The organism is Pseudomonas sp. SCPG-7 (assembly GCF_002156405.1).
Classification (GTDB): Bacteria; Pseudomonadota; Gammaproteobacteria; order Pseudomonadales; family Pseudomonadaceae; genus Aquipseudomonas; species Aquipseudomonas parakoreensis.
The window spans coordinates 257,902-280,187 of the sequence record NZ_MVOO01000005.1 but is presented as its reverse complement, the minus strand read 5'-3'; the positions used below and the strand labels follow the sequence as shown (position 1 = coordinate 280,187).

Below are 22,286 nucleotides of genomic sequence, written 5' to 3'. Positions count from 1 at the left end.
AATACCGTTATCGAATATCCATAGCACGCTCGCATGGGCCGTCATGCGCTGATTTAAACAGCCTGAAACAATAAATCTGCCATCGGTTACACGTTGTGCGTCAGTCACTAGCGGGCTGACACCAGCGCTGGTCACGGCCTCAAGCCCTGCGCCGTGTCTGTGCGAGCAGATCAGCCACGCGTTTAAAAGGGCGATCACGCAGCCCACCCTTGGTATCATCGCGCACACTTTTATGACGGTTTGATGGCTGGAAGGTCTGTGTTTGTGAGCGTTCTTTTGCGTTGGTTGCGGCAACCGCATGCCCGCCTGTTTTCCCTGATTCTGCTGGTACTGATTGTACCGGTGTGCCTGCGCGCGGCATTGGGCTGGTCGTCGCCGCTGGGCTATTTGTCCGACCTGGCGATTGGCAGTTTGCTGGTGCTGTTGCTGCATCGCCGTGCGTGGTGGCTGGCGTTGCCGTTGCTGCTGTTCTGGGGGTTGCTGGCGGTGGCGACGGCGGAGCTGGTCAGCGCTGTCGGCCGGCTGCCGAATCCTGCCGACCTGCATTACCTGATTGACCCGCAGTTCGTGGAAAACTCCACCGGTGGCGGCTTTGCCCATCCGGCGCTGGGCGTGGCCCTGTTGCTGGCGCTGCTGCTCTGGTTGCTGACGCGTTTCGCCAATCGCGCGCAACCCGCTGCTGCCCTGCCCCGTGCCGTGTGGGCCGCACCGGCGCTGCTGTTCGCTGCGCACTGGGGCGTGCAAAACCAGTGGCCGAGCGAGGAAGATCCGTGGCGCCTGTACAACCTGCCGCATCAGTTGCTTGCCTCGCAAGTCGCCGATCTGCAGTTGCAGGCCGAGGAATGGCTGGACGGTGACGTCGAACCCGCCGCGCCACAGATGGCCGGGCTGACCGATCTGGATCTCAATGGCCACAAACTGCTGGCCGCGCCGGGGCAGGCGCGCAACGTGCTGATCATCGCCTTGGAAGGCATTCCCGGCGCGTACATCCGCGCCAATCGCGAGGCCATCGGCAGCCATTATCAGGAAGACCTGATGCCCAACCTCAGCCGCTGGGCCGAGCGCGGCATGAACACCCCGGATTACGTGCTGCATACGCACCAGACCATTCGCGGCCTGTACGCCATGCTCTGTGGCGATTACGACAAGCTCAACAACGGCACGCCCAAAGGCGTGGAAATGCTCACCCAACAGGAGCGCAATCAGGCCTGCCTGCCGGCGCAGCTGCGGCAGAGCGGCTTCAGCACTCATTACCTGCAAGGCGCCGGTCTGCGTTTCATGGCCAAAGACAAGATCATGCCGCACATCGGTTTCGATGCGACCCACGGCCTGGAATGGTTCTCTAACGCCAACTATCTGGAGTTTCCGTGGGGCAAGGATGACAAGGCGTTCTTCGAAGGCGCGCTGGATTACGTCGGCCAACTGAAGAAGCAGAAGCAACCGTGGATGCTCACCCTGCTGACCGTTGGCACCCACCAGCCCTACTCCGCACCGGAAGACTATCTGGCTCGCTACGAGACGCCGAAGCAGGCTGCCGTCGGTTACCTCGACGATGCGCTGGAGCAGTTCCTCAGCGGCCTCGAACGTCAGGGTGTGCTCAGGGAGACGCTGGTGGTGATCACCTCGGACGAATCCCACGGCATCGACGGCGTGCGTCTGGCGTCGTCGTGGGGCTTCAACCTGACGCTGGCCCCCGAACAGGAGCAACTGCCGCGACTGAATGCCGGGGTCTACGGTCATGTCGATCTGAGCGCATCGATCCTCGACTATTTCGACTTGCCCGTGCCGACGACGCTGAGCGGCCGCTCGCTGTTTCGCGACTACGACAGCGGGCGCGAAATCATGTCCTACACCAACGGCAAACTGCGCTACCACAATGGTCAGGGGATCTTCTCCGAGTGCGACATGCCGCGCCGTTGCCGCTACTACGAAAGCGCCGGGTTCATTGCCGAGCGGGCCACCTTCAAGGGCAATGAAAGCAGCCAGCAGGCCCGGCAGATTGCCGCGCGGGCCATGGCGCTGGACCTGTCGCTGCTGCGCACCCCGCTCAATCAGCGTTACCAGTTCGGCAGCAACAACGTCATCCCGCTGCAGGCACAGATCAACGATGACTGGGCCGACAACCTGATCGGCGCGCAGTACCTGGAAATGCCCAAGGGCTCGCACACCCGCGTGCGCCTGACCGTGCGCTCGGTGGACCCGCAGCAGGCGGCGTACATTCAGCTCAAGGCCAAGGAGTTCGAACAGGATGTGCAACTGGGTCTGCCAACCGAGATGGTCGCCACGGCGGATCAGCCGCTGGAAATGGATTTCAGCTTCGACAACCCGCAACAGCGCAAGGCGTTTTCGTTCCACTTGCTGGGTTATGGACTGGGTGCGGTCGAGGTGACGGATTTCAGTGTGATCACCGAGTTGCCGGGGCAGGAAGATCCGCTGGATGCGCTGCCGGAGGATGAAACGATGCAATCGAGTTGAAATCAGGGAGGGGACGGATTGGTTGGATCCGTCCCTTGGCATTTACTAAATACGCTTAATTTCAAATTTACCTGTAACTGTCTTTCCATCAGGCAAAACAAAATCGATGTCACCTGAAACACCGGATCGATTTTCGCCTGTCCGTAAGAACGTGACATTTGCCAGTCCTTGTTTAATAACGTGAGACACGTTTGAGATCCTAACGCTCCAAACCAGCCCACCTTCGTACCATCTCACCTGGTGAGGGCCGTCCTTTATCAAGTCCTGTGGAACGCAGAAGGTAACGACGTTGTGGTTGTAATCATCAGCCCCAACAATGAAATAGTCCTTATCTGCCGTATGAAAAAGCAAGTTTGTCTTCGCGACCATGAACTCTCTTCCATCAACGTGTGCACTAAACGTTCCTTTATATTGATGGTGATTTTCATTAATCAGGTCGAAAATTTGCTTTTCTGATTTATTTGAATTTTGCATGTCGATGCGCTCCGATCCGTTTGAAGGCGGTTGCCTGCGATTGAAAAGCTATGCCTCAATTATCTTGGGCGCTACTGTCATAACTGACAGGTTATTAGCTGAAATCGAAATAAGAAGTTTAAAAAAGACAATTAAATGCGGTATCAAAGCAGTTTGCGACAATGTATGAGCCGGCTATGGACTGGGCGCGGTCGAGGTCACGGATTTCAGTGTGATCACCGAGTTGCCGGGGCAGGAAAATCCGCTGGATGCACTGCCGGAGAATGACACCGCACAATCAAGCTGATGCCCGTGCAGGAGCTGCCGCAGGCTGCGGCAGCTCCTTCAGGGGGGCGAAGGGCTATCAGAACGTCGTGCGCAACCCGACCTGAATGCTGCGCCCTTCTGCCGGTGCAATATCACGCAGGATCGAACTGGCGTAACGCACGGTCTGGTTGGTCAGGTTCTCGGCGTTGACGAAGGCCAGCCATTTGCTCTGGCCGACATCAAAGTGATAACCCACATTGGCGCCCAGCGTGGTGTAGCCGTCGGTGCTGCTTTCGTTGTCTGGCACACGATGCTGCGAGCTGGCGTGTTCGATATCGATCCGCGCCTGCCAGCGATCCAGTTCCCACAGCAAACCACTGTTCAAGCGCAGCGGCGCGATGCGCGGCAGGTCCTGGCCGGTGTCGAGATTCTTGGCGCGGGTGTAATCGCCTGACAGCTCCAAAGCAAATTTGCCGTAGGCATTTTCGCCAAGCGTCCAGCGATCCTGCGCCTCGATGCCACTGAAACGTGCACGCACACCCGAGTAGGTGTATTCGGGAATCCCGCCAGCATCCTCTTCGCCTTCGTCATTCAGTGTACGGCCCGTGCCGAGCAAGCCGATGTAGTTGGAGAAGTGGCTGTAAAACACACCGACACTGCCCTTGTGCGTGCCGTTGTCGAAGCGCAGTGCGAGGTCGCTGGACACGGCTTTTTCTTTCGACAGTCCGGCATCGCCAACTTCATAGGTGCCGGTCGCGACGTGAGCGCCGTTGGCGTACAACTCATAGAACGTCGGCGCGCGTTCGGTGTAGCCCAATGTCGCGGCGACCGACCAGATCGGCGTCAGCGTGTACACCGCGCCGGACGACAGGCTGCCGGCGGTGAAACTGCTGGAGCGGTCGGCATTGGCAAAGCGCTCATTGCCTTTGGCGTCCGGGTCGACGCTGGTGTGTTCGAGGCGTCCGCCGAGGGTGAACAGCAAGCGCTCAGTGGCTTGCAACTCTTCCAGAATGAACAGTGCGCCAGCGTCGGTATCGGTGTGCGGCACAAAGGCTTCTTCGCCCAGTGCCGAGAATTCGTTGCGGCTGACCTGGGCGCCGATCACCCCGTTGAACGGGCCCAGCGGCTGATGCCGAGCCTCGACCCGAGCTTCGTAACCCTTGTTCTTGAAGGTGGTGCCGACTTCACCGCCCTCGATTTCGCGGTGCTGGTAATCGGTGTAGCCGGCATCGAGTTTGATCGAGCTGAACGGCCCGTCGAGATTGCGCATTTCCGAGGCGAACGCGTAGTGCTCCTGCTGCATGCGAATGCGCACGTCGTCTTCGGCGGGCGAGCCGTAGTTCGAATCGTAATTGCTGTAGGACAGCCCGGCGTAACCGTCATCCCAAGTGTAGGAACTGCCGACGGCACCGCCATCCTGACGACCATCGCTGTTGGCGAGCCGATGCTTGCGCGAGTCGCCGTCGTCGTTGGCGCGTGCCGTGCCGGTCTTGGCGTAGCCGGGAATTTTCAGGTCATTGAATTCCCGGGCGCTGGCGTCCAGGTGCAAGGCGAACTGACCGTTGCCGGCCTCCAGTTTCCCCGCGCTGCTGCGGGTGGTGTCGGCCCCGCCGTAACGCAACTCGCCGGCCCCGTGAATGCCTTCGATGGCTTCGGTGGGGATGCGGTTATCGAAGGTGTTGACCACCCCACCGATCGCGCTGCCGCCGTACAGCAACGCCGCCGGGCCACGCACGATTTCAATGCGCTCGACGTTGACCGGGTCCAGCGGCACCGCGTGATCGTAGGACAGCGACGAGGCGTCCAGCGCGCCGACGCCGTTACGCAGGATGCGAATGCGGTCACCGTCCTGCCCGCGAATGATCGGCCGACTCGCGCCCGGGCCGAAGTACGACGAGGACACACCGGGCTGCTTGTTCAGCGTCTCGCCGAGGCTGCCCTTCTGCTGCAACGTGAGGTCGTCGCCGCTGAGAACGGTCGAGGGCGATGCCAGGCTCTGACTGCCCAGCGGGTTGCCGGTGATGACTTGCGGTTGCAGTTCGAGCGGCTCGGCGGCGAACACGGGTGAGGCAACAAGCAGCGCGGCGGCCAGAGGAGCCAGGCGTCGTTGAAGGGGTTGGGAACGGGCAGGCATTTCAGAACTTCCATGAGCAGAAAAATGAGATCGCTGCCGGCGTTTGGCGAGTAACGCTGGCAGAAACAGAATGAAATCTTTTTTATGTTATACAATAACATTTCTTTTTGTCATCACGATTCTCGCGATCCGTTTCGCAGCAAGCCCTCAAGCACGGGGATTTCAGGGTCGAATCAGACAATCATCCAGCCTGCGCAGTAGGCGAAAACGCTGAAAGACTGCGCCTATCAACCTCCAATAGTCGGCCTATTAGCTGGTTGCCCGAGTCGGGTCTAGCCTTACTAGTCCGAAGTCGGCATGAGCCGGCCGCACAAGACCTGATAAGGATCCGAACATGGCAAATGAATCGAAATGCCCGTTCAACCACGCTGCCGGTGGTGGTACGACAAACCGTGACTGGTGGCCGAATCAACTGAACCTGAAGATCCTCAGCCAGCACTCGCCCAAGTCCGATCCGCTGGGCAAGGACTTCAACTACGCCGAAGCCTTCAAGAGCCTGGACTTCCAGGCCCTGAAACAAGACCTGCGCGCGCTGATGACCGACTCGCAGGACTGGTGGCCAGCCGACTTCGGTCACTACGGCCCGCTGTTCATCCGCATGGCCTGGCACAGTGCCGGCACCTATCGCACCGCCGACGGGCGCGGGGGCGCCGGCTCCGGCCAGCAGCGTTTCGCCCCGCTCAACAGCTGGCCGGACAACGTCAGCCTCGACAAGGCCCGGCGCCTGCTGTGGCCGATCAAGCAGAAATACGGTCGCAATATTTCCTGGGCCGACCTGATCGTGCTCACCGGCAACGTCGCACTGGAATCCATGGGCTTCAAGACCTTCGGTTTCTCCGGCGGCCGTCCCGATGTCTGGGAGCCGGATGAAGACGTGTACTGGGGTTCGGAACGCGAATGGCTCGGTGGCGACAGCCGTTACGGCAAAGACAAGTCAGCCATGCAAGAACCCGGGGACGGCACACTGGTGGCCGAACCGGATCTGCATGGCAAAGAGGAAAGCCGCACCGATCAGGGCGAACGCAACCTGGAAAACCCGCTGGCCGCCGTGCAGATGGGCCTGATCTACGTCAACCCGGAAGGCCCGGAAGGCAATCCCGATCCGGTCGCCTCGGGTCGCGATATCCGCGAAACCTTTGGCCGCATGGCCATGAACGACGAAGAAACCGTGGCCCTGATCGCCGGCGGTCACGCCTTCGGCAAGACCCACGGCGCTGGCCCTGCCGACAATGTCGGGCCTGAGCCGGAAGCGGCCGGACTGGAAGAACAAGGTCTCGGTTGGCGCAACGCATTCGGCACCGGCAAAGGCGCCGACACCATCACCAGCGGCCTCGAAGTCACCTGGACCACCACCCCGACCCAGTGGAGCAACAACTACCTGGAAAACCTGTTCGGTTTCGAGTGGGAACTGTTCAAAAGCCCGGCCGGTGCGCACCAGTGGAAACCAAAAAACGGCGCCGGGGCTGGCACCGTTCCCCATGCGCACGATCCGAGCAAAAAGCTCTCGCCGACCATGCTCACTTCCGATCTGGCGCTGCGTTTCGACCCGATCTACGAGCCGATCGCTCGACGCTTTCTGGCCAACCCGGACCAACTGGCGGACGCCTTCGCCCGCGCCTGGTACAAGCTGATCCACCGTGACATGGGCCCACTGTCGCGCTACCTCGGCCCGGAACTGCCGAACGAGGAACTGCTGTGGCAAGACCCGATTCCTGAGGCCACGCACCCGCTGATCGACAGCAACGATGCCGCCGCGCTGAAAAGCAAAGTGCTGGCGTCCGGGCTGTCGGTGTCGCAACTGGTGTCCACCGCATGGGCCGCCGCATCAACCTTCCGTGGTTCCGACAAGCGTGGCGGCGCCAACGGTGGCCGTCTGCGTCTGGCCCCACAGAAATTCTGGCAGGCCAATCAGCCGGAGCAACTGGACAAGGTGCTGAAAACCCTTGAGGGCATTCAGAACGAGTTCAACGCCGGCTCATCCGGCAAGAAAGTGTCGCTGGCAGATCTGATCGTGCTGGCGGGTAACGCCGGGGTCGAGCAAGCGGCGAAAAACGCCGGACACTCGGTGTCGGTGCCGTTCAATCCAGGTCGAACCGATGCGACTCAGGAGCAAACCGATGTCGAGTCGTTTGGTTTCCTCGAACCGATTGCCGATGGTTTCCGTAACTACAGCAAAGGCAAATACACCGTTTCCGCCGAAGCCCTGCTCATCGACAAGGCCCAACTGCTGACCCTCTCCGCTCCGGAAATGACCGTACTGGTCGGTGGTCTGCGGGTATTGGGGGCCAACGTCGGACAGAGCCGGCATGGCGTGTTCACCTCGCGCACTGAAACGCTGAGCAACGACTTCTTCACCAACCTGCTGGACATGGGCGTGGAGTGGAAGCCGACCTCAGCGGCGGCAGACGAGTTCGAAGGACGCGACCGCAAGACCGGCGGCGTGAAGTGGACGGCGACGCGGGTTGATCTGGTGTTTGGTTCCAACGCGATTTTGCGCGCGCTGGCCGAGGTGTATGCGAGTGCTGACGCGAAGGAGCAGTTTGTGAAGGACTTCGTGGCGGCATGGGCCAAGGTGATGGAGCTGGATCGGTTTGATCTGAAATAACAGAAAACGCAAAAACCTGTGGGAGCTGGCTTGCCAGCGATAGCGGTAGATGAGTCAACTTCAACGTTGAATCTGATGCCGCCATCGCGGGCAAGCCCGCTCCCACAAGGTCTGATCTTATCCCTACTTACGCCAGGCTTTTGCTGACCACTTCGTACACATCACTCGACAACTGCCCAGAAGCCAGAATCCGCTCCAGCTCAGCCTTCATCAACGCCTGACGGGCGCTGTCGTATTTGCGCCAGCGGGTCAGTGGCGCCAGTTGCCGCGAGGCGATCTGCGGGTTGAAACCGTTCAGCTCGATCACCAGATCCGCGAGGAAGCGGTAGCCCGAACCGTCGGCGGCGTGGAAGTTGATCAGGTTCTGCCCGGCAAACGCACCGACCAGCGCACGCACCTTGTTCGGGTTCTTGATGTTGAACGCCGGGTGCTGCATCAACGCCTTCACCCGTGCCAGACCGCCCGGCAACGTGCTGCCGGCCTGCACGCTGAACCACTGATCCATGACCAGCGGGTTGTCCTTGAAGTGCTCGGCGAAAGTTGTCAGCGCTTTGGCCTTTTGTTCTTCGAACGGCGAGTTGACCAGCACCGCCAGCGCAGTCAGACGCTCGGTCATGTTGTCGCTGTTTTCGAACTGTTCTTGCGTAGCGGCCAACACTTCCGGCTTGCCGCTGAGCATCAGGTACGACAGCGCAATGTTCTGCAGTGCACGACGGGCAAAGTGCTCGGCCTCGGCCACGTACGGCGTCTGCTTCGACAAATCGCGGTTGGCCTGATAACGCAGCCACAGCGCTTCAAACAGGTTGTCCGCCAGTTGCTTGCGGGCAAACTCGCGGGCGCTGTGAATCGCCTCGACATCTGCCACTTCGCTGATTTCGGTCAGATACGCTTCGCTCGGCAGCGAAAGCATTTCAGCGACCATGGCCTGATCCAGCGACTCATCGGACAGCACGGTTTTCAGCGCCGAGATCAGACGCGGATCGAGCACCAGGCTTTCGCCCTTCTGCTGCTGGGCAATCAATTCCTGCAGCACTTGCACCGACAGTTGCTGACCGGCATCCCAGCGGTTGAAGCCATCGCTGTCGTGCTGCATCAGGAACATCAACTGGTCGCGGTTGTACGGGAAGCTCAGTTTGACCGGCGCCGAGAAACCACGCAGCAACGATGGCAGCGGGTGTTCAGCGATGTCGACGAAGGTGAACGTCTGCTCGGCTTCAGTCACCGAGATCACACGGCTGGTACCTTGCGCTGCCGCTTCACCGGCCAGACGCAGGGCAATCTCGTTGCCCTTGCTGTCGAGCAGGCCCAGTTCGACCGGGATCACGAACGGCAGTTTTTCCACTTTGTCCGGGGTTTCCGGGCAGCTCTGGCGGAAGGTCAGGCTGTAGGTTTTCGCCGCAGCGTCGTAGGACTCGCTGACCGCCAGACGCGGTGTGCCGGCCTGGCTGTACCAGCGCTTGAACTGCGTCAGGTCGACACCGTTGGCGTCTTCCATGGCCTTGACGAAATCGTCGCAGGTCACGGCCTGGCCGTCGTGGCGTTCGAAGTATAGGTCACTGCCCTTGCGGAAGCCTTCGGCTCCCAGCAGGGTGTGAATCATGCCGACCACTTCCGAGCCCTTTTCGTACACGGTCAGGGTGTAGAAGTTGGAGATCTCGATGAAGCTGTCCGGGCGCACCGCGTGGGCCATGGGACCGGCATCTTCGGCGAACTGGTGGGTACGCAGGTACGCCACGTCCTGAATGCGCTTGACCGTGGCCGAGTTCATATCCGAAGAGAAACCAGCGTCGCGGAATACGGTGAAGCCTTCCTTGAGCGACAGCTGGAACCAGTCGCGGCAGGTCACGCGGTTGCCCGACCAGTTGTGGAAATATTCGTGGGCGACGATCGCCTCGACCCGCTGGTGCGCCGCGTCGGTGGCGGTTTCGGCGCGGGCCAGCACGGCGCTGGAGTTGAAGATGTTGAGGCCCTTGTTCTCCATCGCGCCCATGTTGAAGTCGTTGACGGCGACGATCATGAAGATGTCCAGGTCGTACTCGCGACCGTAGACCTCTTCATCCCAGCGCATCGACTTCTTCAGGCTGTTCATCGCGTGCTGGCACTTGTCGATGTTTTCCGGCTCGACGTAAATGCGCAGCGCGACATTACGGTGGGTCATGGTGGTAAAGGTGTCTTCGACACACCACAAATCACCGGCCACCAGCGCGAACAGGTACGCCGGCTTCATGAACGGGTCTTCCCAGGTCGCCCAGTGCCGGCCGTCTTCGCCCGGGCCGGAGGCGATCGGGTTGCCGTTGGACAGCAGCACCGGATAGCTGTGCTGCTCGGCGACCACCGTGGTGGTGAACTTGCTCATCACGTCCGGGCGGTCGAGGTAATAAGTGATCTTGCGGAAGCCTTCGGCCTCGCACTGGGTGCAGAACATCGTGCCGGACTTGTACAGGCCTTCCAGCGCGGTGTTGGTTTCCGGGTGGATTCTGACGCTGGTGTCGACCGTGAAGCTGGCGCTGGCCGGCTGCAGGGTCAGGGTGTTTTCAGTCAGCTGATAATCGCCGGCGCCCAGTTCCTGGTCGGCCAGGGTCACCGACAGCAGTTCCAGCTGCTGGCCGTCGAGTACCAGTGGCGGCAGGCCCGGGCCACGCTCCGGGTTGCGGCGCATCACCAGTTGCGCGTGGACCAGGCTGTGGTCCTCGAACAGCTCGAAGGTCAGGTGCGTCTCGTCGATCAGGTACTCGGGCGCCTGATAGTCCTTCAGGTAAATCATCTTCGGTTGTTCGGTGCGCATGCTGGAATCCTTATTGATGCACGGCGAGTTGATAGGCCGTGTATTTACGAACGTTGATCACGCCGGTGTCGAAAATCAGGTACTGACCCTTGATCCCCAGCAGCGTGCCTTCGGCAATCGGGTTCTTGTCCAGGTTGAAGCTGACGATTTTGGCCGGGTATTGCTCGACCGGATAGCGGATTTCGAGCGGTTCTACATCGGCAATCGTCTGAATTGCCTGTAGGCCGAATCGCTGTTGCAGACCTTGCAAGCCTTCGGCGCAGCTTTCAAACAGCTGATCGCGTACTTGCGCCAGATCCACCGCCGCCGCATCGCCCTTGAGCAAGGCGCGCCAGTTGGTCTTGTCGGCCACCTGACTGCGGAACAGGTCTTCGACGAAGCCCGACTGCTGACGTGTGGCGACGCGCATGATCGGCAGCGCCTGACTCGCGCCCTGATCCAGCCAGCGGGTCGGCAACTGGGTAGCACGAGTGATGCCAACCTTGATCCCCGACGAGTTGGCCAGATAGACCACGTGATCGGTCATGCAGAATTTTTCGCCCCACGCTGGCTCACGGCAGGTGCCGGCCTCGAAGTGGCAGCGCTCCGGGCTCATGATGCAGAGGTCGCACTGGGCCAGTTTGGTCATGCACGGGTAGCAGTAACCCTGGCTGAAACTGGTTTTGGTCTTGCGCCCGCAATGGGTGCAATGAATCGCCCCCAGGTACTCCAGACGCACCGTGGTGCCGATCATGGGGTTGACCGGCACCTCGACGTCATCCAGACGAAACGCGTATTGCACGTTCGGCCCGTCCAGGCGCGCCGACATTTTGCTGATTGCACCGCGGCCAATCTCGATCAATGGATGGCATCCGACTTGAACAGGATGTTCGGTACTTCGATCGACTTCGACGCACATTCTTGCGGGCCCATGTAACCGGTGCGCTGGTCTTCAGGCAGGTTCTGGATTTCCCAGGCGATCATCGCCTGCAGCGACAGCTCGCGCTGTTCGGCGGTGAGTTTGCCACCGTCGGACCACTTACCGATTTCCACGGCCAGTTTCAGGCTCTCGTAGATGTCCGGGGTTATGTTTTTGATCATGTCGTTAAAAGAGGACATCTGGGTCTCCGTGCTCTTTATTCACTGAAATGTTAGGCGGCCAGTTTACGGCGGTTATACAAACCGCCCAACAAACCGGTGAAGCATCCGATGAGTAACCCGCTGACGTGGGCGGCGTTGGCGATCTGGCCGAACCCGATCATCGAGACCAGTCCGGACATGCAGATCACCAGCCACACCAGCATCATCACCAGCACGCCACGTGGCAGGCGATACGCCGGGTTCGGTGCCAGCAACTGGAAAATCCAGCAGTGGCCGAGCAGTCCGTAAAGCACGCCGGACAAGCCGCCGAACAGGCTCGGGCCGCTCCAGGCAAACTGCGCGTAGTTCGACACCAGGCTGAACAGCAGGGTCAGACCGAGCAGATTGATGCTGCCCTGACGTGACTCGATGCGCCGACCCAGCTCCCAGTACCACATGCCGTTCATGGCCAGGTGCAGGATGCCGAAGTGCAGCAGCATCGGCGTGAACAGGCGCCACCACTGCCCCGCCGCCAGGCTGTCGGCCAGCGGGGTGAACTGGATGTACTCGCCGACCACACGAAAGTCGAGGAACGTCAGCCAGCGGATCGTTTCGAGGTTGTCGCCCAGATAGGTCAGGCCACCGACCAGCAGGCTCAGCAGCAGGATCAATCCGGTGGCCTTGGCGTGTTTGAGTTGCTCGGCGAAGCTCGGGCGTTTGAAGGTCGGCGCCAGCGGGATGTCCAGTTGCTGATCGGGATCGCCGGCCGGGAAGCGCTCGTACAGCGAACGTACGTCTTCGCTGATTTCCGCTGGCGCCCACAGCACTTGCTCGCCCGCCTCTTCACTGACCCGATGCGGCACCTGCATCCGTTGCAGCAGCTTGACGAAACCACTCAAATCCACCGCCAGTGGCAGACGCAATACCGCTACCGCACTCATTGCAGCACCTCCGGCCGCTCGACATCGACCCAGACAAATTTATGCGGATCCAGGCGTGTTTCCTGATCCAGACGATAGGCCACCAGTTTGCCGTAGAGCACCGCGCTGTAATCCAGACACGCGAGGTTCGGGCGGATCGGCGCCGGTTTGCCGCTGCGCCAGTAATGCCCGACGAACAACAACGGCTCGTCGATGCCGTAGCGCAGCAGGTTGTTTTTTTCGCTGGAGGTCAGCGGCTTCTGCGCCACCGGCTCAGGCAGTGCATCTGGCTGGAAGACAATGTCGCCGTAGGTTTTCGGATCGTCTTCCCAGAACTTGGTACGGAAAAACGAACGCACCAGACCGTCGCCGCTGGTCATGGTCAGGCCATCCGGCAGGCGCATGTCGGTGCCGCGCAGCAAGCGGTCGAACACCGTGCAGGCGAAACTGCCGGGCACGGCCGAGGCCTGGAGAAAATGCTCGTCGATGCGCGCATCGGGAAACAGCCCGCGCAATGGTTCGATCAGGCTGGTATCCCAACAGGCGTGCACCACACGGAAGCGTCCGGCATCAACCACCAGCGGCAGTTCGTAGAACCAGTTGAGGAAGTCATGCCAGTCGCCCGGATGGTCTTCGAACTGGGTCAGGGTTTCGTGCAGCAGGCGCGCGTGCCGCGGCGTGTGCTCACGGACGAACTGCTTGCCGCTGCCCGGCAGCGCCGGCGTGCTCCAGCCCAGTGCGTTGAATTCGTGGTTGCCCATGATGCACAGCGCCTGCCCGGCCTCGACCATGTCGTGGACGATGTGCAGGGCTTCGCGGATTCGCGGGCCACGGTCGATGATGTCGCCGACGAACACGGCCATGCGCGATGGATGCCGCCAGACCCCGCCCTGCTTGTGATAACCGAGACGGTCAAGCAAGTGTTCGAGGGTCAGGGCGCATCCGTGCACGTCACCAATCAAGTCATAACTGCGCGCGGGATCGAGCATCAGTCGCCTCCACCACCCAGCTTGCTGCCCCAGCCGAGCTTGGTCCGGCAGACTTCGTAGTAGTTGTGGTCGAGCGGATGAATCAGCCGCAGCTTCTGGGCTTTCTTGCTGACGGTGATGGTGTCGCCCGGCGCGCAGGTGAAGTGGTTCTGCCCGTCGCAGGAGACCTGCGGGTAGATCTGCATGTTTTTCGACACGACGATTTTCAGCTCACTGTTGCCATCGACCACAATTGGCCGGCTCGACAACATATGGGGGTACATCGGCACGATCACAATGGCGTCGAGCTTGGGATGCATGATCGGGCCACCCGCCGACAGCGCGTAAGCGGTGGAACCGGTCGGGGTGGCGACGATCAGACCGTCGGCCTTCTGGCTGCAGACGAACTGGCCGTCGATGTACAGCTCGAACTCGATCATCCGCGTCGATTTGCCCGGGTGCAGCACCACATCGTTCAGCGCATCGCCCTGGCCGATGGCCTCGGCGTGGCGGCGGACTTCGGCTTGCAGCAGGAAACGGTTTTCTACCAGATAGTGGCCGTCGAGCACCTTGGCCACTTCGACTTCCAGCTCATCGGGACGAATGTCGGTGAGAAAACCGAGGCTGCCCCGGTTGATCCCGAGTACCGGAATATTGTGCTTGGCCAGCGCCCGCGCGGCGCCGAGCAGGCTGCCGTCACCGCCAACGACGATGACCATGTCGCAGACTTCGCCGAGCATCTTGCGCGACGAGGTTTGCAGGCCATGGCCCGGCAGGACTTCGGCGATGGTGTCTTCGAGGATCACGTGCAGGTGACGATCGAGCAGAAAGCGTTTCAGTCGGCGGACGGTATCCAGCACCTGGGAACTGCCCAGGCGACCGATGATGCCGATATTACGAAATTGCTCCATGGGACCTCTGCGGACAATCGAAAACGCGAAAAGCACAATTATGGGCGAAAGCCCGCCATAGACAAAATCCTTTCAGCCTCAAGGGTGCGCGCGTGTTTCAGGCTATGCTCGCAAGATGATCCTGTTTCCCGACCTGCTCCAGTTGCCACATCAATTACGCCATCCGGAAGTGCGGGATCTGGCGTGGGTGATTCTCGCCCCGCCAATGCTCGCGGCGACACCTTGGCCGCAACGCCATCCGCTGGCCGGCAGCGATTGGGTGAGCGATCCCGCGCGCCTGGAGCAGTGGCTGCGGCAACTGGATCGGGACAGTTATGGCTTGCTGCACTGGCTGTCGCAGGCGCGCACGCGGCGGCTGGGCCTGTATTACGAGCGGTTGTGGCAGTTTGCCGTGGAGCATGCGCCGGGCATCGAACTGATTGCCGCCAACCTGCCGATCCGCCGCGAAGGCCACACCCTCGGTGAACTGGACATGCTGCTGCGCGACCGCGACGGCGTGCATCACCTGGAACTGGCGATCAAGCTCTATCTCGGCCCGCAGAATGGCGACGGCCACGACCCGGCGCAGTGGCTGGGGCCGGGTTGCCACGATCGACTGGACCGCAAACTGGCGCATCTGGCCGAACACCAGCTGCCGATCTCGGCGCGCCCGGAAAGCCGTGCGGCACTGGCCACGCTGGATATCGAAGTGTTCAGTGCGCAGTTGTGGCTGGGCGGCTACCTGTTGTACCCGTGGCCCGGTCACGCCGAGCCGCCGAAAGGGGCGCATCCGCAGCATCTGCGCGGCAGTTGGTTGCATCAGAAGGACTGGCCGGCGTTCGTCGCCCAGCGCCCGGCCGGACGCTGGCAACCGCTGCCCCGCCATGCGTGGCTGGCGCCGGCGCACTACCCGGCAGATCAGACCTGGAGCGCTGAACACCTGCAGAGGTGGCTGGACACCCTGGAACCGATGGCTCCGGCGCAATTGATGGTGCGCCTGACCGAGAATGCGCAGGGCGAATGGGAAGAGGCGGAGCGGTTGTTTCTGGTGGCGGATCTCTGGCCGAATGTGCCGGGCCAGGCTTGAGACTCTGCGGTGTTTGCATCGGCCCCATCGCTGGCAAGCCAGCTCCCACAGGGAGCTTCTGTGTGCTCACTATCTGAGCCGCATCACAAAACCTGTGGGAGCTGGCTTGCCAGGGATCTTCTGTGTGCTCACTATCTGAGCCGCATCACGAAACCTGTGGGAGCTGGCTTGCCAGCGATGGGATCAACTCGGTCTAAAGGGATAACCGCAGCGCCAAAGCCGCCAAGGTAATCAACAACACCGGCACCGTCAGCACAATCCCGACCTTGAAGTAATACCCCCAGCCAATCCGGATATCCTTGCGCGCCAGCACATGCAACCAGAGCAACGTCGCCAGACTGCCGATCGGGGTGATTTTCGGCCCCAAGTCGCTGCCGATCACGTTGGCGTAGATCATCGCTTCCTTGACCACACCGCTGGCCTGACTAGCATCGATCGACAACAAGCCGATCAGCACCGTCGGCAAGTTGTTCATGATCGACGACAACAGTGCCGTCAGCACCCCGGTACCCAGCGCCGCGCCCCACACGCCGTACCCGGCGAACACATCCAGCCAGCCGGCCAGATACCCGGTGAGTCCGGCATTGCGCAGGCCATACACCACCAGATACATGCCCAGCGAGAAAATCACGATCTGCCACGGCGCTTCTTTGAGCACCTTGCGCGTGGAGATCTTGTGACCACGGGCAGCGATCCCCAGCAGCAATGCAGCGCAGACCGCCGAGATCGCGCTGATCGGGATGCCCAGCTGTTCGAGGAAGAAGCAGCCGATCAACAGGATCACCAGCACCACCCAACCGGCGTAGAACGTGGCTTTGTCGTGGATCGCCGTGTGCGGCTGTTCGAGCTGTTCGGGGTCGTAGGCCTTGGGAATGTCGCGGCGGAAGAACCACATCAACACGCCCAAAGTGGCGGCCACGCTGACGAAGTTGACCGGTACCATCACCGCCGCATAGCGGTTGAAGCCGATGTGAAAGAAGTCCGCCGAAACAATGTTGACCAGGTTCGACACCACCAGCGGCAGGCTCGCGGTGTCGGCGATGAAACCGGCGCCCATGACGAACGCGAGGGTTGCCGCCGGAGAAAAGCGCAGCGCCAGCAGCATCGAAATCACGATCGGCGTGAGGATCAGTGCCGCGCCATCATTGGCGAACAGCGCCGACACCAGCGCGCCGAGCAACACCATGTAGGCAAACAGCTTGCGCCCACTGCCCCGCCCCCAGCGCGCCACATGCAGCGCAGCCCAGGCGAAGAAACCGGCTTCGTCGAGCAACAGACTGATGATGATCAGTGCGACGAAGGTGCCGGTGGCGTTCCAGATGATCTGCCACACCAGCGGAATATCGCTCAGGTGCACGACGCCGAAGATCAATGCGAGCACGGCGCCGAGCGTCGCGCTCCAGCCGACGCCGAGGCCTTTGGGTTGCCAGATGACAAGGGTGATGGTCAGCAGGAAGATCAGTGACGCAGCGAGCATTCGCGACAGCCTTAATGAATGAAATAAGCCAAACCACACAACTGTGGGAGAGAGCCTGCCCGCGAAAGCGGACTGTCAGTCACCACGAGGTGTGGCTGATGGCCCTTTCGCGAGCAGGCTCGCTCCCACAGGATTTTTTCAAGCCGCAGCTCTGACCCGATTATTTTTTGTGTTGTTCCACAAATGTCCCATACGCATTGATGAAATTTTGCAGGAACGGTTTCACCGACTCGCTCAATTTGCCCGCCTCGTCAAACGCCGAACCCGCACCGCCCAGGTACGCTTCCGGCTGCTGCATGCACGGCACATCGAGAAACACGAAAGACTGGCGCAGATGCTGGTTGGCGCCAAAACCGCCAATGGCCCCCGGCGACACGCTGATCACTGCCCCCGGCTTGCCGCTCCAGACGCTTTTGCCATAAGGCCGTGAACCCACGTCAATCGCATTCTTCAAAGGCGCCGGCACCGAGCGATTATATTCCGGGGTGACAAACAGCACCGCGTCGGAAGAGCCCACCTGCTGGCGGAAAGTGCTGTAGGCTGCCGGCGGTGAATCGCCGTCGATGTCTTCGTTGTAAAGCGGCAGATCGCCGATTTCGACAATCTTCAGTTTCAGGTTCGCCGGGGCCAGCTCGGCCAATGCCAGCGCGACTTTGCGGTTGATCGATGCTTTGCGCAGGCTGCCGACGACTACAGCGACGTTGTAGACATTGCTCATGGAAGACTCTCGACTGTCCGTGGGAAGAGCCAGTAGTTATAGATGATTCGATGACCGTTTCACCAGCGTGCGCAGGAAATTCCTCCGCGCTGATTATTTTTTTCCTGCAGGAAAACTTACAGGGCTTGATGACGGTCTACCAAGCCGCAAATCAAGCGTTTTATCTCCAGAGGTTCTAAGCAGATGGCAGCAGTACTCGTCGGTCAGTTCCATGCAAGAGATGCGGAAGGCCGCGTTTATTCCGTGCATGAGTTCCAGGAATCCACCCCGTCGGCAGACGGTTTCACCGGCATGGAGCCTGTCACCACCTACAAACTGGCGATTGGCGATCGAGTCAAGAAGCTCAGCGACAATGAGTTTTTGCTGGTTCAGTCAGACATCACCCTGATCCGCGAACCCGAGCCAACCGTCGCTCAATAACCGCGCGTTATGAGCAGAAGTCATATGCGCAGACTTGGGGTAGGATTCAGCCACTGACCCCACCTGCTGAACATGGACTTCACGCATGCGTTTACGTCATATCGAAGTGATTCAGGCGCTCTTGCAGACCGGTCACCTGGGCACCGCCGCCGAATGGCTGCAGCTCCCGGTGACTGACGTCGAAGAGCGTTTGCGCGAAGCCGAGAGCGAGTTGGGGTTCATGCTGTTCGCCAGCGTGCGCGGTCGATTGCAACCAACGCCCGAAGCGCGGGCGCTGCAGGTGGAAATTGCTCACGTCTATCAGGCGCTGGAGCCGGTGCAGCGCCTGGCCAGCAGCCTCAAGCAATACCTCGCTCCGCCCCTGCGCATCATCGGCACCCCGCCGCTGGCGCAACTGCTGTTGCCGCAAAGCATCGCGCTGTTGCGCCGACGTTTGCCCGACGCGCCCTGCCGTTTGCTCAGCTCGCCCACGTGCGACATCGTTCGCAGCCTGCTGCTGCGCGAAAGCGATCTGGGCCTGAGCCTGCACGATCCGGAACACCCCGACATCCACTGCCAGCCATTGGCCCACGGCAAGCTGCAACTGCTCGCGCCGCACGGCTGGCTGCAACCGAAGCAGAAATACATTTCCCTGCAGGATCTCGCTGGCCAGGCAATGGTCGGCCTCGAAGGCCACGACCCGCTGAGCCCGGCATTGGAGAACAAACTCCAGGCCCTGCGCCCGGCGCCGAGCATCCAGACCCGAGTGCAAACCCATCAGATGATGCGCAGCATGGTCGAGGCCGGCGAGGGCCTGGCCATCGTCGACCCGTTTACTGCGCTCGGTGCACGGGCGGGCGGCCTGGACGTCTGCCCGTTGTCACCGGCGGTGCCGATCAGCCTGTATGCGCTGAGCTACCGACACAACGCCACGCCGGCCGCGATTCAAACGCTGCTGGCGATCGTCACGGAACAAGCCGAGGCGATGCTGGCGAGCTGAGCGGGTTTTCCAGCGGGTTGTCGAACAGTCTGTACCAGAACAGCGCAATTTCGGCGGTATTCGGGTCTATCCCGCGATAACGCAAATGGTCGATACCGCCAATCTCGTAGCCACAACGTTCGTACAAACGACACGCACCGAGGTTGTTGTTCTGCGTCTCGAGCATGATCCCCGGCAGCTTCTTCTTGCGACTCCAGAACTGCGCGACATCCAGCAACGCCTTGGCGACGCCATGGCGTCGTGCCGGTGCGTGCACCGCCAATTCATCGATGTGGGCAAAACCGTTCCAGTTGGTGCTGATCACCAGATGGCCGACCGGTTCGTCGTCCAGATAAGCCATGAAGATCGCGCTGTCGGCGGCGTCGCGATAGCTGCTGAACTCTTCAGGATCGATGCCGTAGCACTTGCGGTACGGCACGATCGGCGTCACCGCCCAGCGCTCGACCGGCTGGCCAATGACTGCCGCGCCATACGCAGCCACCTCGAAACTGAAGTCGCTGCCCCAGATGTACGCCGCAAAACCATCGTCGGCGACGCGCACCGACAGTCCTGGGTATTTTGGATTCATGACCGGTTGCATACTCGGAAAAGTCCTCATTCCTTGACGCAATCGACGGTGTACTGCCGTCCATTGCCTTCATCTTCATGTTGCAGTCCATGCACATCAGCGACAAAACCGGGAAAGCTGCTATCGAACGTGCGGGCAAATTTCAGGTAGTCGATGATCGAGCGGGTTGCCTCGGTGAAGCGCTCGCCGGGCATGATCAACGGAATCCCTGGTGGATACGGCACCAGCATCACCGCCGCGACCCGTCCTTCCAGCTCATCGATCGGCACCGCCTCGACCTCGCCGCGCACCAATTGATCGTAGGCGTGGGCCGGCTTCATGGCGATTTCCGGCAACACCGTGTACATGCGTTTCAGATGCTTGGCCGTGGCGTTGCTGCGGTAACAGGCGTGCAGTTGATCGCACAGGTCACGCAGGCCCATGCCGCGATAGCGCGCGGTGTCTTGCTGCGCCACGCAAGGCAGGCAGCTCGCCAGACTGACGTTGGCGTCATAACTGCGTTTGAATTCGAGCAACTCGGTGAGCAGCGTGCTCCACTTGCCTTTGGTGATGCCCATCGAGAACAGCACCAAAAACGAATACAGCCCGGTCTTCTCCACCACCAGCCCGCGCTCCCAGAGGAACTTGCTGACCACCGCCGCCGGGATGCCCTTCTCGCTCAGCGCGCCGCCGGCATTCAATCCGGGCATGACCAGGGTCACCTTGATCGGGTCGAGCAGCACGTAGTCGTCACTGACTTCACCGAAGCCATGCCAGTCGGCGTCCGGCTGCAGCAACCAGTCTTCGGTCTGCACCCGGTCGATGCCTTCGACGCCGGGCGGCTGCCAGATCGAGAACCACCAGTCATCCGCCGCAATGTGCTGACGCAGATTGGCCAGCGCCCGGCGAAAACTCAGCGCCTCATCGAAGGTTTCCTGCAACAGCGAACGCCCGGCCGGGCCTTCCATCATGGCCGAGGCCACGTCCAGCGAGGCGATGATGCTGTATTGCGGCGAGGTCGAGATGTGCATCATGAACGCTTCGTTGAAACGATCGCGGTCCAGTTGCCGCGCACCACCGTCCTGTACGTGAATCATCGAGGCCTGGCTGAACGCGGCGAGCAGCTTGTGGGTGGAATGTGTAGTGAACACGAGTGGGCTGTCTTCTGTGCGCGAGGTGGCCATGCCATAGCGTCCGGCGAAAAACTCGTGAAACGCCGCATAGGCGTACCAGGCTTCATCGAAATGCAGCACTTCGACGCTACTGCCCAGGCTCTGCTTGATCAGCTCGGCGTTGTAACACAGGCCGTCATAGGTCGAATTGGTCACCACCGCCAGTTTGACTTTCGGCGCGCGGCCCCTGGTCAGCGGGCTGGCGTCAATTTTGGCCTGGATCGACTCGCGGCTGAATTCGCTTAGCGGAATCGGGCCGATGATCCCCAGTTCATTGCGCTCCGGGCACAGGTACAACGGGATCGCGCCGGTCATGATGATCGCGTGCAGCACCGACTTGTGGCAATTGCGATCGACGAGCACCAGATCATCCCGACCGACCATCGAGTGCCAGACGATCTTGTTGGCAGTCGAGGTGCCATTGATCACGAAAAACGTGTGATCGGCGCCAAAGTTGCGCGCCGCGCGCTCTTCGGCTTCAGCCAACGGGCCGGTGTGATCGAGCAGCGAACCGAGTTCCGGCACCGACACCGACAAATCCGAACGCAGGGTGTTTTCGCCAAAGAACTGGTGAAACGCCTGTCCCACCGGACTCTTGTGGTAGGCCACGCCACCGCCATGTCCAGGCGTATGCCAGGAATAGTTGGAGTCGGCAGTGTGCTGCACCAACGCCTTGAAAAAAGGCGGCAGCAGGCCATCCAGGTACTTGCGCGCCGCCCGCGCCACTTGCCGGGCCAGAAACGGCACCGTGTCTTCGAACAGATAGAGAATGCCGCGCAACTGATTGAGTTCGGCCATCGCATCGGCCGGGGCATTTTCCAGGGTGACCTGTTCGCCGAGGGCAAAGATCGGCAGATCCGGCGCTCGCACTCGCGCCAGACCGATCAGTTCGGCCATGTTTTGCAACAGATGGGAATTGGTGCTGGCGTCTTCGGCAGCGATGAGCATGCACGCCAGACCATGATGGGTTGACGCCACCAACCGCCCTTCGGTGTAGTCGATGGCCGAAACGATCTTGAAACCTTCCTGCTCCAACTCCCGGGCGATGCCCCGGATACGCTCGCCGGCGACCGTGTCGGCCTTGATGTCGCGGTGGACGATCAACACCGGAAACTTCAAATCTTTGTACATGAGGCTCAGTGTCCCGAGGCGGCGGATCAATGTCTGCCAATGCACTCAGGGTAGAGGGTTGCAGCGAAAGTGGCGAGGGTGGCCAGTTGGCTTCATTCAGCCAAAAGCAAAAGATCGCAGCCTTCGGCAGCTCCTACAGGGATCGCATTCCAATGTAGGAGCTGCCGAAGGCTGCGATCTTTTGATCTTTTGATCTTTT

The 22,286-nt window shown here is 60.7% G+C and carries 17 protein-coding genes; 5 read left to right on the top strand and 12 right to left on the bottom strand.

Translation table 11 applies throughout. From position 1 onward, the window contains the following. Positions 1-243 precede the first annotated feature (243 nt). Positions 244-2,475, top strand: a complete 2,232-nt coding sequence (locus B1722_RS12740) for an LTA synthase family protein (protein WP_086792774.1) — start codon at positions 244-246, stop codon at positions 2,473-2,475. A gap of 45 nt (positions 2,476-2,520) precedes the next feature. Here the strand turns inward: B1722_RS12740 and B1722_RS12735 are convergent, their stop codons facing one another. Next, positions 2,521-2,949, bottom strand: a complete 429-nt coding sequence (locus B1722_RS12735; RefSeq protein ID WP_140396012.1) for a hypothetical protein — start codon at positions 2,947-2,949, stop codon at positions 2,521-2,523. Between the two features lie 343 nt (positions 2,950-3,292). After that, positions 3,293-5,329 (bottom strand): TonB-dependent receptor, encoded by a 2,037-nt coding sequence (locus tag B1722_RS12730; RefSeq protein WP_086792770.1) that lies wholly within the window; start codon positions 5,327-5,329, stop codon positions 3,293-3,295. 334 nt (positions 5,330-5,663) lie between these two features. Here B1722_RS12730 and katG point away from each other — a divergent pair, with 334 nt between their 5' ends. Beyond that, positions 5,664-7,934 (top strand): catalase/peroxidase HPI, encoded by a 2,271-nt coding sequence (gene katG, locus B1722_RS12725; protein ID WP_086792768.1) that lies wholly within the window; start codon positions 5,664-5,666, stop codon positions 7,932-7,934. A gap of 127 nt (positions 7,935-8,061) precedes the next feature. Here katG and pepN read toward each other — a convergent pair whose 3' ends face one another. The 6 genes from pepN to B1722_RS12695 are packed head-to-tail and all read right to left on the bottom strand — an operon-like array spanning position 8,062 to position 14,577. Continuing rightward, complete coding sequence (gene pepN / locus B1722_RS12720; protein ID WP_041067241.1) at positions 8,062-10,719, bottom strand: aminopeptidase N; 2,658 nt, start codon at positions 10,717-10,719, stop codon at positions 8,062-8,064. 10 nt (positions 10,720-10,729) lie between these two features. Beyond that, entirely contained in the window at positions 10,730-11,560 is an 831-nt protein-coding gene (locus tag B1722_RS12715; protein WP_086792766.1) for a DUF2797 domain-containing protein, read from the bottom strand. After that, positions 11,557-11,817 carry a YeaC family protein gene (locus tag B1722_RS12710; RefSeq protein ID WP_003224178.1) on the bottom strand — a complete coding sequence of 87 codons (261 nt, stop codon included), beginning with the start codon at positions 11,815-11,817 and terminating at the stop codon, positions 11,557-11,559. Before B1722_RS12710 ends, B1722_RS12715 begins: the two co-directional genes overlap by 4 nt. 32 nt (positions 11,818-11,849) lie before the next feature. Continuing rightward, positions 11,850-12,719: a rhomboid family intramembrane serine protease gene (locus B1722_RS12705; protein ID WP_041067247.1), complete on the bottom strand. Its 870-nt coding sequence runs from the start codon at positions 12,717-12,719 to the stop codon at positions 11,850-11,852. Beyond that, entirely contained in the window at positions 12,716-13,690 is a 975-nt protein-coding gene (locus tag B1722_RS12700; RefSeq protein ID WP_371260368.1) for a metallophosphoesterase, read from the bottom strand. The genes B1722_RS12705 and B1722_RS12700 overlap by 4 nt, the downstream gene beginning before the upstream one ends. Continuing rightward, positions 13,687-14,577, bottom strand: coding sequence for an NAD(+) kinase (locus B1722_RS12695; RefSeq protein WP_003224174.1), 891 nt, complete (start codon positions 14,575-14,577; stop codon positions 13,687-13,689). Before B1722_RS12695 ends, B1722_RS12700 begins: the two co-directional genes overlap by 4 nt. 115 nt (positions 14,578-14,692) lie before the next feature. Here B1722_RS12695 and B1722_RS12690 point away from each other — a divergent pair, with 115 nt between their 5' ends. After that, positions 14,693-15,643: a DUF1853 family protein gene (locus B1722_RS12690; protein WP_086792764.1), complete on the top strand. Its 951-nt coding sequence runs from the start codon at positions 14,693-14,695 to the stop codon at positions 15,641-15,643. 193 nt (positions 15,644-15,836) lie between these two features. Here B1722_RS12690 and B1722_RS12685 read toward each other — a convergent pair whose 3' ends face one another. After that, positions 15,837-17,120 carry an arsenic transporter gene (locus B1722_RS12685; protein ID WP_041067257.1) on the bottom strand — a complete coding sequence of 428 codons (1,284 nt, stop codon included), beginning with the start codon at positions 17,118-17,120 and terminating at the stop codon, positions 15,837-15,839. Positions 17,121-17,280: 160 nt separating this feature from the next. Further along, positions 17,281-17,838 (bottom strand): NADPH-dependent FMN reductase, encoded by a 558-nt coding sequence (locus tag B1722_RS12680; RefSeq protein WP_047293713.1) that lies wholly within the window; start codon positions 17,836-17,838, stop codon positions 17,281-17,283. A 183-nt stretch (positions 17,839-18,021) separates the two neighbouring features. On the opposite strand from B1722_RS12680, the gene B1722_RS12675 reads away from it, so the two are divergent. Continuing rightward, entirely contained in the window at positions 18,022-18,258 is a 237-nt protein-coding gene (locus B1722_RS12675) for a hypothetical protein (protein WP_041067263.1), read from the top strand. Positions 18,259-18,343: 85 nt separating this feature from the next. After that, positions 18,344-19,237: a LysR substrate-binding domain-containing protein gene (locus B1722_RS12670; RefSeq protein WP_086792762.1), complete on the top strand. Its 894-nt coding sequence runs from the start codon at positions 18,344-18,346 to the stop codon at positions 19,235-19,237. Here the strand turns inward: B1722_RS12670 and B1722_RS12665 are convergent. Together B1722_RS12665 and B1722_RS12660 are read right to left on the bottom strand one after the other, a co-directional pair. Continuing rightward, the gene (locus B1722_RS12665) at positions 19,203-19,817 is read right to left on the bottom strand and encodes a GNAT family N-acetyltransferase (protein WP_041067268.1); all 615 of its coding nucleotides are present in this window, start codon (positions 19,815-19,817) and stop codon (positions 19,203-19,205) included. The genes B1722_RS12670 and B1722_RS12665 overlap by 35 nt on opposite strands. Positions 19,818-19,831: 14 nt before the next feature. Further along, positions 19,832-22,087 (bottom strand): Orn/Lys/Arg decarboxylase N-terminal domain-containing protein, encoded by a 2,256-nt coding sequence (locus tag B1722_RS12660; RefSeq protein ID WP_086792760.1) that lies wholly within the window; start codon positions 22,085-22,087, stop codon positions 19,832-19,834. Between the last annotated feature and the right edge of the window lie 199 nt (positions 22,088-22,286).

Excerpts from the sequence above, each read along its gene's own strand:
- B1722_RS12740 (WP_086792774.1), top strand. The coding sequence starts at position 244 with ATGGCTGGAAGGTCTGTGTTTGTGAGCGTTCTTTTGCGTTGGTTGCGG.
- B1722_RS12735 (WP_140396012.1), bottom strand. The coding sequence starts at position 2,949 with ATGCAAAATTCAAATAAATCAGAAAAGCAAATTTTCGACCTGATTAAT.
- B1722_RS12730 (WP_086792770.1), bottom strand. The coding sequence starts at position 5,329 with ATGCCTGCCCGTTCCCAACCCCTTCAACGACGCCTGGCTCCTCTGGCC.
- katG (WP_086792768.1), top strand. The coding sequence starts at position 5,664 with ATGGCAAATGAATCGAAATGCCCGTTCAACCACGCTGCCGGTGGTGGT.
- pepN (WP_041067241.1), bottom strand. The coding sequence starts at position 10,719 with ATGCGCACCGAACAACCGAAGATGATTTACCTGAAGGACTATCAGGCG.
- B1722_RS12710 (WP_003224178.1), bottom strand. The coding sequence starts at position 11,817 with ATGTCCTCTTTTAACGACATGATCAAAAACATAACCCCGGACATCTAC.
- B1722_RS12705 (WP_041067247.1), bottom strand. The coding sequence starts at position 12,719 with ATGAGTGCGGTAGCGGTATTGCGTCTGCCACTGGCGGTGGATTTGAGT.
- B1722_RS12695 (WP_003224174.1), bottom strand. The coding sequence starts at position 14,577 with ATGGAGCAATTTCGTAATATCGGCATCATCGGTCGCCTGGGCAGTTCC.
- B1722_RS12690 (WP_086792764.1), top strand. The coding sequence starts at position 14,693 with ATGATCCTGTTTCCCGACCTGCTCCAGTTGCCACATCAATTACGCCAT.
- B1722_RS12685 (WP_041067257.1), bottom strand. The coding sequence starts at position 17,120 with ATGCTCGCTGCGTCACTGATCTTCCTGCTGACCATCACCCTTGTCATC.
- B1722_RS12680 (WP_047293713.1), bottom strand. The coding sequence starts at position 17,838 with ATGAGCAATGTCTACAACGTCGCTGTAGTCGTCGGCAGCCTGCGCAAA.
- B1722_RS12675 (WP_041067263.1), top strand. The coding sequence starts at position 18,022 with ATGGCAGCAGTACTCGTCGGTCAGTTCCATGCAAGAGATGCGGAAGGC.
- B1722_RS12670 (WP_086792762.1), top strand. The coding sequence starts at position 18,344 with ATGCGTTTACGTCATATCGAAGTGATTCAGGCGCTCTTGCAGACCGGT.
- B1722_RS12665 (WP_041067268.1), bottom strand. The coding sequence starts at position 19,817 with ATGCAACCGGTCATGAATCCAAAATACCCAGGACTGTCGGTGCGCGTC.
- B1722_RS12660 (WP_086792760.1), bottom strand. The coding sequence starts at position 22,087 with ATGTACAAAGATTTGAAGTTTCCGGTGTTGATCGTCCACCGCGACATC.